The 11,662-nt window shown below is 50.4% G+C and carries 4 protein-coding genes; 2 read left to right on the top strand and 2 right to left on the bottom strand.

The window, feature by feature from the left end; genetic code table 11:
- The first annotated feature begins 243 nt into the window (after positions 1-243).
- Positions 244-7,377 (top strand): SdrD B-like domain-containing protein, encoded by a 7,134-nt coding sequence (locus BGO59_RS00830; RefSeq protein WP_293679175.1) that lies wholly within the window; start codon positions 244-246, stop codon positions 7,375-7,377.
- A 107-nt stretch (positions 7,378-7,484) separates the two neighbouring features.
- Here the strand turns inward: BGO59_RS00830 and BGO59_RS00825 are convergent, their stop codons facing one another.
- Positions 7,485-7,850 carry a hypothetical protein gene (locus tag BGO59_RS00825; protein ID WP_293679173.1) on the bottom strand — a complete coding sequence of 122 codons (366 nt, stop codon included), beginning with the start codon at positions 7,848-7,850 and terminating at the stop codon, positions 7,485-7,487.
- Between the two features lie 84 nt (positions 7,851-7,934).
- Positions 7,935-10,193 (bottom strand): T9SS type A sorting domain-containing protein, encoded by a 2,259-nt coding sequence (locus tag BGO59_RS00820; RefSeq protein ID WP_293679171.1) that lies wholly within the window; start codon positions 10,191-10,193, stop codon positions 7,935-7,937.
- 90 nt (positions 10,194-10,283) lie between these two features.
- Here BGO59_RS00820 and murF point away from each other — a divergent pair, with 90 nt between their 5' ends.
- Positions 10,284-11,600 (top strand): UDP-N-acetylmuramoyl-tripeptide--D-alanyl-D-alanine ligase, encoded by a 1,317-nt coding sequence (murF, locus tag BGO59_RS00815; protein ID WP_293679169.1) that lies wholly within the window; start codon positions 10,284-10,286, stop codon positions 11,598-11,600.
- Positions 11,601-11,662 lie beyond the last annotated feature (62 nt).

Below are 11,662 nucleotides of genomic sequence, written 5' to 3'. Positions count from 1 at the left end.
GAATTAATTTTTTATTATTCTGCCGAAAAATAGATTGCTGGTATAGGTTTTGTATAACAGAAGAAAAGTTGGAAGCGTCTGTGTCTGTATTTAGGAGCTTCTCTGTACGTATTCTTTTATGTTATGCAATCGATGTATACCTACGACTCATTTGAGAAGGCAACACATTTTTTTTGTAAACAACGAGGTTGTTCAAGGAATGTTGATGCGGTAGTCGCTATACGGGCTAACCGAAGGCTACTGATGGTAGTTAGCCTGTTTTTACTGCAAACGATGCTGGTATGTGTGCAGGTACAGGCTCAATCTACCTGCACAGGTGAACGGTATCTATTGTTAGCTGATTATCCCGTAGGGGCTCCATCAGGCAGCTTGCACATCTTCGATTTTCCGTACACGGGGAGCATGGTCAACTCGCCTACGTATTCTGCAAATGGCTGTAGTCCAGGGTTCTCTACTAATTCTTCTGAGGGGGTTGCGGTTGATCCAGTATACAAGAAAGTATATGTTTCTACTACCGGAGGCAGCGAAATAAGCGTATATACCAGCAACGGCTTGCAGGGGGTGATCAATCTATCGGCTGATTATGCATTGGGTATCGCGGTTGATCCCACTGGCAACGACCTGTACGTAGCCGCTCAAAAGGGTTTATACAAATACGATGTTAGTTCGGGAATTCCGTCTACCTATACCAGTTTTGCATCGAACAATTCGTTGGGATTAACAACGGATTACCCTTGGGGAGTTAGTGTAAGCCCGATAAATGGAAACGTATACGTTACAACAGGCTGGAACCCAACTGATTTTTTGAACGGCGGAGCAGCCAATTTAACTACCCGAATCTTGTCGGTTAATCCGTCTAATCTAAGTGTTAACAGCACGCTTATCAACCAGAGTAAGTTTCCGGCAGTGTTCGTAGGGATTACGGTCGCGTCCGATGGGAGCCTCTGGGTTGTTAATAATAATGTAATTGAACATCGGGATAGTGACACGGGAAATTTAATCGGTAGTGGAATTAGTACATCGGCTCCGGCCGCTACGGCGGGGGCACCCGATAGTCCACTTTGGGCTATTGCCATAGGGCCCGACAATAATGTATATGTAGGCTCGGGCGCCACAACGGCTTGTGTGTATCAGATTAATCCCGGTACATCGACGGCCAGTGTATATATTCCGTACGACAATTCACAGGCATCTTTACAACGGGCTAAAGGATTAGCGTTTCTTTGTTCGGATATTACCTGCCCAGCCGTTTGCAGCATTTCTCTTGAACCTACAGCATCGGGTTGCTATTCGGTAACTGGGACGAGCAAGGCCACGGTCAGTGTAGAGGTGAGTTGGTCAAGTGCTACGGTTAGCTCCAATGTGAATGATGCGTCTGATGCGATCACCGTCACCTATGCGGGTCAGACCAGAACCATCGATCCCGGTTCGTATACGACTGCGGGCGGTAGTGGTACCATCGTTAGTCCTCAGGTGGTCGCCTTTGAAGTCGATTTGTCTGCAACGGCTTCGGGTCAGATAGCCTCGGCCTTTTTTACGAACAATTCGAGTTGTTCAGCGGTGAGTGCGGGGGTTTCGTTACCCGCTGCTTGCCCACCTACCGTATGTGCCACTGGCCAGACGGGCGGAATCGTTTTCAATGATTTCAACGCTGATGGAGTCAAAGACACAGGCGAAATCACGGGTATACCTGGCGTACTTGTCAATGCATATGACTGTACAGATAAACTGGTAGCTACTGCAACCACCGATGCATTTGGTATTTATTCGTTTACTGGCCTGTCGGCGGGTAGTTACCCGATCCGGGTGGAGTTCAGTAATCTGCCTGCCTATGCCGGTATGGGTACACCCAACGGGGCTCATGGCCGCACAACTGTCCAGTTCGTCAATGCGGCTAGTTGTAATGTAGATTTGGGAGTTCTGGATAATACCGATTATTGTCAGACAAACCCCAGACTAGTCATCCCCTGTTATGTAAATGGTGATCCTCTGGCTGGCGGAAATGCCGGAAGCAGCGATGCTGTGGTATCCTTCGACTATGCGGCTTCGGGTCTGATGAATGGAGCCATTATGGCCCATGCAACTGCCGATCAGGTGGGTACGTTATGGGGTATGGCCTACAACCGGTTTACGAAAAAGGTTTTCTCGGCAGCCACCATACGACGGCATGCGGGACTTGGCCCACTGGGCCTGGGCGGTATTTATGTCGCCGATTTCAGTACAGTACCTGTTGGTGGTAGTAGTTTCAGCATTTCGCCTTTACTCAGTGTAACAGCTCTGGGTGTCGATGTAGGGTCGCTGGCGGATAATTCTACCCGGGGCCTGCCAGGCGATAAAACCCAGCCAAGTGTCGATAATCAGGCGTATCTGGCCATTGGTAAAGCAGGTATTGGTGGGCTGGATATTTCGGAAGATGGCAATACACTGTACTTTACCAATCTGCATGATAATAAGTTGTACGCTGTTGACATGACAGCCTATAACACAAGTGGCACACTGCCTACAGCCGCCAATGTGAAGAGCTTTGATATGAGTACAGGCATAAATTGCAAAAATGGGAATCTCCATATCTGGGCAGTAAAAGTGCATAAAGGAAAGGTTTACACAGGTTTTGTTTGTGATGCCAGTATGTCGCAAAGCAAGAGCGACCTGAGAGCTTACGTCCAGGAGTTAAGCGGTACAACGGTAAATACTATTTTCGACTTTCCACTCACTTATCCTAAAGGATATCCGTGGGATGGAGGTGGTGTAGCCGATACCCGCTCTATAACAGGTTGGTATCCCTGGACGGATGACTGGACCAGCAAAAAGACCCCTGTTACCGGAAAAATGGTCCATCCCGAGCCGATTTTGTCGGGTATAGAGTTCGATATTGATGGCTCGATGGTACTGGCTTTCGCTGATCGGACCAGTTTACAGGTGGGCTGGAATAACTATAATCCAAATGGCAACGACGGGATTTCGTATAGTAATTATGCGGGTGGGGATGTGCTGCGGGCCTACTCGAATGGAGTATCCTTCGTGTTGGAAAATAATGGGAAGGCCGGTCCGGCAGTAGGCTATGCCCCAAATAATAATCAGGGGCCGGGCTTTGGGGAGTTTTATAACGATAACTGGATTTTTGGTGGCGCCCTGCCTCATTCCGAAAATGCAGTTGGCGGCCTAGCCTTACGTCCGGGCAGTGGGGAGGTAATCGAGGTTTCAATGGACCCCATTGACTTTACTGGTGGGCAGGATAATCTCTATTATGATTCAGGTGGTCTGCGCCATTTAAGCAATACGACGGGCGCTATCAACAGTGCTTATCAGATTTATCAAACCAGCCCGACTCCCGGCACATTTGGTAAAGCTGCTGGTCTGGGCGATGCCGTGATAACCTGCGACGTGCCAACCTACCTCGAAATCGGTAACCGATTATGGATAGATCTGGATAAGGACGGCATTCAGGACCCTTGTGAGAAAGCATTGGTCGGAGTGAGTGTTGCTTTGTATAACGGAAACACGCTCATTACCAGCACAACGACGGATGCAAATGGAGAATATTATTTCAACAGTAACCCTACCAGCAGTACCCTGGGCAATGTGGCTTCGTCAACGCTGATCCAGCCAAACACAGCATATACGGTACGGTTCGGTACAGATGGCACGACCAATCAATACGATAATGCAACGGGCATTCTGACAACCAGCACGGGTACGTTCAAGCTGACGCAGGCTTTCAGTACGCAGCCAACGGCCAATACCGCCAACGATAGTAATGCAGAGGTTATCAGTGGTTTTGCGGCAGCAACAGTTGTAACGGGCGCTGCTGGTTCAGTAAATCATACGATTGATGCCGGGTTCATTTGTGCGCCAACGACAGTCGCCAGCGTGAGCGCCAGTAAAGCGACTTGTTCGGGATCGGCAGCCAGTAACGATGCGCAAATACAGATCACCGGGATTGTTTATGCCGATAAAGTGTTTCTGGTAGCTGGAGGGAGTGCTATTCCGAGCTATACGGCTACGGGTAGTCAGCCAGTCAGCAATTCATCGGCTACGTTCAGTGGGTTAGCCAATCCGGCTACGTCGGTTGGTCAGAGCTACAGTGTGGTGCTTTACAACGGTCCCTGCTGTTACACCGTCGTTACGACGTTACTGCCACAGACAGCCTGCCCAAATCTGGCTGTGAACGTAGCCAGCCCAGTCTGCAACAGTGCGACTAATTCGTTCTCGGCTACAGGGAGTGTCTCGCTGAGCAATATTGTGGCTGGCACAACGCTCACTGTCTTCGACAATGGTGCTTCTGTCAGTAGCCAAACCTTAACGGTGGGGCAAACCACTGCCTCGTTCAGTGTAACAGGTATTTCCGACCTATCTTCTCATACGGTGGTAGCTACGCTGACTGGTGGGGCGTCGGCCAGCACGGTTTACGTAGCTCCTGCTTCCTGTACGGTCTGCTCGACCAGCATCACGACTGCTTCGCTACCCAACGGCCAGGTTGGCAGTCTTTACAGTCAAACGCTCACGGCGACGGGTGGTACTACTCCTTATAACTATACACTCATTGGCGGGGAGCTACCAGCGGGGCTAGGTCTCGACCCAAGCACAGGAGTGATCTCGGGCACGCCTACCAGTTCTGGTACAGCTAGCCTGACAGTGAAAGTAAGCGACGCCAATTCTTGCTCCGATGCGCAGCCGCTCACTCTATTTGTGGACACGGTTCCGCCGTGTTCACTGACGGCTACCGTAACACCGGGCCAGTGTAACAGTACTACGAATACGTATGTGATAACGGGGACGGTATCGGCAACGAATACATTGGCCAATGGAGCATCAACCCAGTCACTTACAATCGCTGTTGGTAATGTCAACACGGTAGCAACTCTTGTGGGGGATGGCCCATTGAGTTATACACTGGCTGGATTAGTCTCTGATGGAGGAGTTCATACCGTGACTGTGCTATCCTCAGCTACTGCCTGTAACGCTACTTCTGTGACGTACTCGGCACCAGCTAGCTGTTCGGTAGCTCCTCCCTGTGGACTGGATCTTGTGCTGACGCCTGGCTTGTGTCAGTCAGCTACCAATTCCTATGTTTTGTCGGGTACGCTGGTGGCTGTCAATGTACCTGTCAGTGGTACATTGACCATCAGTTCCGGGGCCTTTAGTGCGCGTAGTATTGCTCTACCAGTTGGTAATTCATCAGGTACGTTCAGTTATTCTGGTCTGGTGAGCGATGGCCAGGTCTATACTGTGACGGCTGGTTATTCCAATTCGGCTTGCTCTCCAGTTAGCGAAACCTATACGGCACCGGCTAGTTGCTCGGTGGCACCTGTTTGTAGCCTGACGGCGACGGCCACCGCCGGTATTTGTGCCAGTGCTACCAACACCTATTCGGCTACCGCAGTAGTCCAACTGACCAACCCGACTGCTGGTATACTAACTGTTTCGACAGGGGGGCAGAGTTTAACGTTCGTGACCTCGGCCGTAAGTTCGGCGACGTACGTAGCTGTATTCAATAGCTTACTTTCCGACGGTGTTGATCACACGATTACGGTCAGTCTGCCGGGTTGTTCTACGACGACCACCACCTATACGGCACCGGCTAGCTGTTCTGTAACGCCGGTTTGTAACCTGTCGGTGACAGCTTCGGGAGCAAATTGTAATCCGGCTACCAATCTGTATGTGTTGTCGGGGACGATCGCAGTTACCAATAGCCCATCGAGCCAGACATTAACGTTAACTGATGGCAGTTATGTACGGTCGTTGACAGTCGCTGCGGGTACTACATCGATTGCGTTCAGCTACACTACCTTGCAGAGTGATGGCGCTACACACACGGTAACCGTAACCAGTAGTGGCACTGCCTGTGGAACAGCTTCGACAACTTACACTGCCCCGACTAGTTGTTCTGTGGCTCCAGTATGCTCCCTCAGTGCAGTAGCCACCCCAGGATTCTGTACTAGTGCGACAAATACCTTCTCTAATACAGTAACTGTTACGATGACTAATCCCACTGCCGGTACGTTGGTTGTCAGTGATGGGGTTAATAGTGTAACGTTTGCTGTAGCTGCTTCGACAGGAACAACGACAGCCAATGCTGTATTCAACGGGTTAGTTTCCAACGGCGCCAGTCATACGGTGGTAGTGTCTCTGCCGGGTTGTTCAACGACCACTACCACCTACACCGCACCGGCTAGTTGCTCGGTCGCACCTGTTTGTAGCCTGACGGCGACGGCCACCGCCGGTGTTTGTGCCAGTGCTACCAACACCTATTCCGCTACCGCAGTAGTCCAACTGACCAACCCGAATGCTGGGGTACTAACTATTTCGACAGGGGGGCAGAGTCTGACCTTTGCCACCGCATCGGTAAGTTCAGCGACGTATACAGCGGTGTTCAATGGGTTGACCTCGGATGGGGCTTCCCATACGGTTACGGCCAGTTTGCCGGGTTGTTCAACCACGACTACAGTCTATACGGCACCCGCTAGCTGCTCGGTGGCTTCGACCGCTTTGGCACTTGTGGTAAGTAATCCAGTTTGTGATAGTGCCACCAATACGTACTCGGCCACGGCAAGTGTCTCGCTGAGTAATGTGGTAGCGGGCTCGATACTGACACTTACTGACAATGGGGCTGCCATTGGTAGTCAGACCGTAACAGCCGGGCAAGCCACAGCCTCCTTTAGTGTAACAGGAGCTTCTAATGCTGCTTCCCATACAGTGGTGGCAACGCTCACGGGTGGCATATCGGCCAGCACGATCTACAGTGCTCCCACTAGTTGTACCTATACGTGTCCAGCGCCAGTTCATGTATGTAAAGGCAGCAACTACGCTGTGGAAATTAGCACTACGGCAGGTTTAGGCGTCTATCAGTGGTATCGCAATGGCGTTGCTATTCAGGGAGCCACGACGAGTTCGTATACAGCCACTCAGGCTGGTAGCTACTCAGTCGTAGCGAATGGTAATGTAATTGGTCAATGTCCTGATGGTTCGTGCTGTCCTACGTTGATTGTGGAAGATTCGATTGCTACCTACGCGGCTATCACACAAAAGCCCGACTGCAACACGGCTACCAATACGGTTAATCCAAATGGAGCTATAGTAGTAAGTAACTGGATGTTGAGCGAAGGCGATACGACCCACTATTTCTATCAGGTTTCGGTGGGTAGCAGCTTCAATTCAGTTCAGGTTATAGCTGGCGGATCGTCTACTTCTATACCTGTCAATGGTATCCTGGTGGCTAACCTACCTAACCCGGCAACGGTGGCAGGCCAGTCGTATACGATACGTATTACCAATGGTTCAGGCTGTTATCGCGATGAGACGGTGCTACTGGGGCAAACGGTTTGCGGCTGCCCACCAACCTCCTGTGTACCGTTTGTGATTAGACGTGTAAAATAGACAGGCCAGTTCGATTGACTACATGCTGAGACCTGAATAAACCAAGAAGCCGTCAGGATTATACGATCCCGACGGCTTCTTGATGTTTATGAGCGAAAAGAGTTCGGTTAATACCGCTCATTCCCTTCTTCTTCCTCTTCGGCCAGTTCAATGATCTGCTCATCGATATCATCGTCGGAAAGGTCGGTATTGGCAAAGTCATTCGTGAATTCGTCATCCTCCGCGTCGTTCGATAGTTCATCGGTAGCATGCCGGGCTGTAGCTGTATCCGTATGCAGTACTGTGTCCACAGCCTCTTCATCGCCAGGATTCATGATATCTGGATCATTATTGACGCCCAGACCTGTATAGATAGCGGTGTCGTCGCTCTCATCGTTGGGTGGCAAATCATTGTGCTGGGGTGATACTCCCTTCATCGAATTGCCCATCGCCTGATTTGGGCTCTGCATATCGGCGTTGTCTGTATTTTCCATAGTTGTATAACTGGTTAGAAAGGGTAGATCAGGATGACCATGCGTGCTTATTCACTAACTAGTTACAAAAAAAAGAGTTTGGATTTATTTCCAGACCACGATTTTCTGAACCTGAGCCGGTCGATTTTCTCCCGTTAGCCGGAGCAGATAGTTGCCATCGGGTAGGTTGCCAAGGTCCAGTACCGTGTCGGCATCAACGGCTACAGGTTGCATCGGCAACATCGTCTGCCCCGATAAGGAAAGCAGTTCCACCTGTCCGGCAAAAGGTGGTCGTACGGTCAGAAAGCGATCGGTTGGATTCGGAAATACCCACGGGCCTGTAGGCTCGTCAGTAGTGCCCGTAATGACTACTTTCTGCGATGTGTTTTTCAGATAACGCAGCCCGCCCGATACGCTTCCCAGAATCAGATCGGGCAGTTGGTCGCCATCCAGATCCCCAACAGTGGCAATCAGCCCTTTTCCCGGAACACCGATGGAGGCCAGTGAATCAATCAACGTGAGCGACTGGTCAGGTTTTTCGGGAAACTGATATATACGGACTGTTCCATTGTCAGCAGCTGCGATCAGTTCGTTCTTCTGATCGCCATTCAGGTCGGCCACTACCAGCGACCGAGCTTTGGCATACGTATAATCATCGTTGGTAAAGCCACCGAAGAACTGGTTTTGCAATTGAAAAGACGGGGCTGTTGCGGTTCCTGTATTGCGGTAGTACTGAATAGTGCCCAGGCTATAATACCCAACCAGTAGGTCAACTTTTCCATCTTTATCCACATCGGTTACGGTCAATAGATCATACGGACCCACTACGTCTGGCTTAGGCCAGCGTATCGCATTCGTCAGGTTATACTGAGCAGCCGTCCCTTTAGCTGCCGTGTTGAGCAATACCCGGATTTCGAGGGCATTGGCCCCAACTCCTGTCAGGATTAGGTCCAAACTTCCGTTCCCATCCGCATCGACAAAAGAGGGAACGGTGTTGGTTAGCTTCAGGGATGTTGAAATGCCTAAATAATCGGTTGTGACCAGCGAAAAGGCTGGATTTTGCAGCGTGCCTTTGTTTTCGAACTGCCAGATACCTGCCCGGTAGCTGCTACCCAAACCAACCCCACCGAAGCCCACCAGCATATCCAGATCGCCATCGCCATCCAGATCGGCCAGGGCAGGGGCCGCTCGTTCGCCCAAGTCGAGCATGTCGTTTTGCAGGAAATCTTTCTGGCTCAGTTGAAAGACGGGTTTTTGGGTTGTACCCGTATTTTTATAAAACCAGTTCGATGCTCGAAAATCGAAAGCATAGCCATCGTTGGAACTGACATTCGGTGACGCCATTAAATCTTTCTGGCCATCTCCGTCTACATCTTCCCAATACGTGGCTGGAAAAGCCGGGAACAGAATGGGGGCACCCGCCGGGAACAGGCTGTCGTAACTTACAAAATTGGCTTTATCGTTGTTGGAGCCTGCGTTTTTCAGACGGGCAATGTTTTCGCAACTCACAAAACCAAAGAGCAGATCTTTATGCCCATCGCCATCGGTATCGACAACGGTGAGGGTGTTGCCTGTATGCAACGGTTTGGCGAGTCTGGCATTGCTGGCACTTGGTTGAGCCGCGATTCGTCCTCCAACGCTTTCGTCACAAAAGAAGCCGAACGTGAAATCATTACAGAATTCTTTTCGGAAATGCCCCCAGCAGGTTCCACCCGTTCGTTGAAAATCAAGCCCTTTGGTGCCCGTTCGTTCAACGCTCATGTTTTGCTGATAGGCCAGAATATTACCGTCTGAATCGAATGTAATAATATCGATATCACCGTCGTCGTCGAAGTCCGTAATAGCTGGGATGTCGGTACCTGCTACATAAATCGGGATGCGTAATGCACTCAGGCCAATGGTGGTCAACGGGTTGGCGGCTGTCTTAAACACAACCTGTCCATTCTGTGATTCATTGTGTAGTACCTGTACCCCCGCTGAGCTGGCGGCAAACACATCTTTTCGGCCGTCGCCATCGTAGTCGACCAGCAGCAGCCAGCTATATACATTAATCGGAAACGCTGTTTCGTATTCGGGCGCGTACCGCCAGGCGATTCCACTGCCGGTAGGATTGTCGATGGCGACAAATGTATTGACCTTTCCGGTACTCCGGTCGAATACGACCAGATCGTCGCGGTTATCGTTGTTGAGTCGAATGGTTGAGTACTGTGCCGAATTGAGTCCGCCTGCCCAGGGATTGAGCAAGGCTTTTCCATTCGCACTAACCGTCGGATTTTGATCGTACTGAAACCCGATTTTACCTCCCGACTGGGCATGGGTAAAAAAGGGTAGCATCAAAAAACAAAGCGTAAATAGCTTTTTCATCTAATTTTGGGCCTTTGCAAACCGGCTGCGTTCCATATACCAGCCAATTCACGAAAACAACGAACGAAGCATCTATTTAAGTCTATCGGCATGGTGTCCACAGAACAACTCTATCAGAAATTTTTGGAATGTACCGGTGTTTCCACGGATACGCGTCGAATTACGCCCGGTTGTTTGTTTGTGGCGCTGAAAGGAGACAAATTCGATGGAAATCAGTTTGTCGAGCAGGCGTTGGCGTCCGGGGCTCGCTATGCCCTGGTCGATGATGCTGATGTAGCCGCTCGTGAATCGCTGGCCGGTTCGTGTCTGCTCGTTGCCGATGCATTGACGGCTTTGCAGGATTTAGCTCGGCACCATCGGCAAACGTTTACGTTTCCAGTGATCGGCCTGACGGGATCGAATGGGAAAACGACTACTAAAGAACTGATTGCTGGGGTTTTGTCGAAAAAATACCGGACGTATGCCACGGTGGGTAATCTTAATAACCACATTGGCGTACCGCTAACCTTACTGGCTATTAACGACCAATACGAAATGGCCGTGGTAGAGATGGGCGCCAATCACCAGGAAGAGATTGAACTGCTTTGTTCCATTGCCCAACCGACGCACGGCCTGATTACCAACGTGGGTAAAGCCCATCTGGAAGGGTTTGGCGGTTTCGAAGGGGTGAAAAAAGGGAAAGGTGAACTGTATGATTACCTGGCCCAACAGGGTCGGACGGTATTTATCAACTCGCGTGATACCATATTGACGGCACTCTACCGTGAGCGGCTCAAAACACACCGCCCCGAAACAACCTTTGCCGAAGCTATCTTTTATCCGGGCGAACCCGTGGAGTTGCTCCAGGAATCCCCCGTTGTTATTTACCGGGATGCTGACGGGCAGGAGGTTATGACGCATTTGCCCGGTCGTTATAACTTTGAGAATATGTTAGCGGCTCTGGCCATCGGCGATTATTTTGGCGTAACCTCCGAAGACGCGAACCGAGCCATTGCCGATTATAACCCAACGAATAACCGCTCGCAGGTAGTTACGAAAGGAACAAATACAATCCTGCTCGACGCCTATAATGCAAATCCCAGTTCGATGGCGGCTGCCATTCGTCAGTTTGCGGCTATGCCTGCGGCTCATAAAGCCGTGATTTTAGGCGATATGTACGAACTGGGTAACGAGAGCGAAGCGGAACACGCATCGTTGGGCAAATTGATTGCTGAAGGAAAGTTTGATCGGGTAATTCTGGCGGGTAAAGACATAAAATATGCGCTATCGTATCTACCCAAAGCCTTCTATTTCCCTGATAAGTTTTCACTGCACAACTGGTTGATGGACCATCCCATGACTGATACGCACATATTGGTGAAAGGTTCGAGGGGCATGAGCCTGGAGTCGGTCATTCCATTTATTTAGCGGTGGGTTGCAGTTACTTTTCATAAATACAGGGGGTGCTGAAACTGCACTTACGAGTGAGA

The sequence above is a fragment of the Spirosoma sp. 48-14 genome, from assembly GCF_001898575.1.
Lineage (GTDB): Bacteria > Bacteroidota > Bacteroidia > Cytophagales > Spirosomataceae > Spirosoma.
Note: the sequence above shows the minus strand (reverse complement) of the source record. Positions and strands in the feature narration are given on the sequence as shown.

Coding starts and splice junctions, on each gene's coding strand:
- BGO59_RS00830 (WP_293679175.1), top strand. CDS start 244: ATGGTAGTTAGCCTGTTTTTACTGCAAACGATGCTGGTATGTGTGCAG.
- BGO59_RS00825 (WP_293679173.1), bottom strand. CDS start 7,850: ATGGAAAATACAGACAACGCCGATATGCAGAGCCCAAATCAGGCGATG.
- BGO59_RS00820 (WP_293679171.1), bottom strand. CDS start 10,193: ATGAAAAAGCTATTTACGCTTTGTTTTTTGATGCTACCCTTTTTTACC.
- murF (WP_293679169.1), top strand. CDS start 10,284: ATGGTGTCCACAGAACAACTCTATCAGAAATTTTTGGAATGTACCGGT.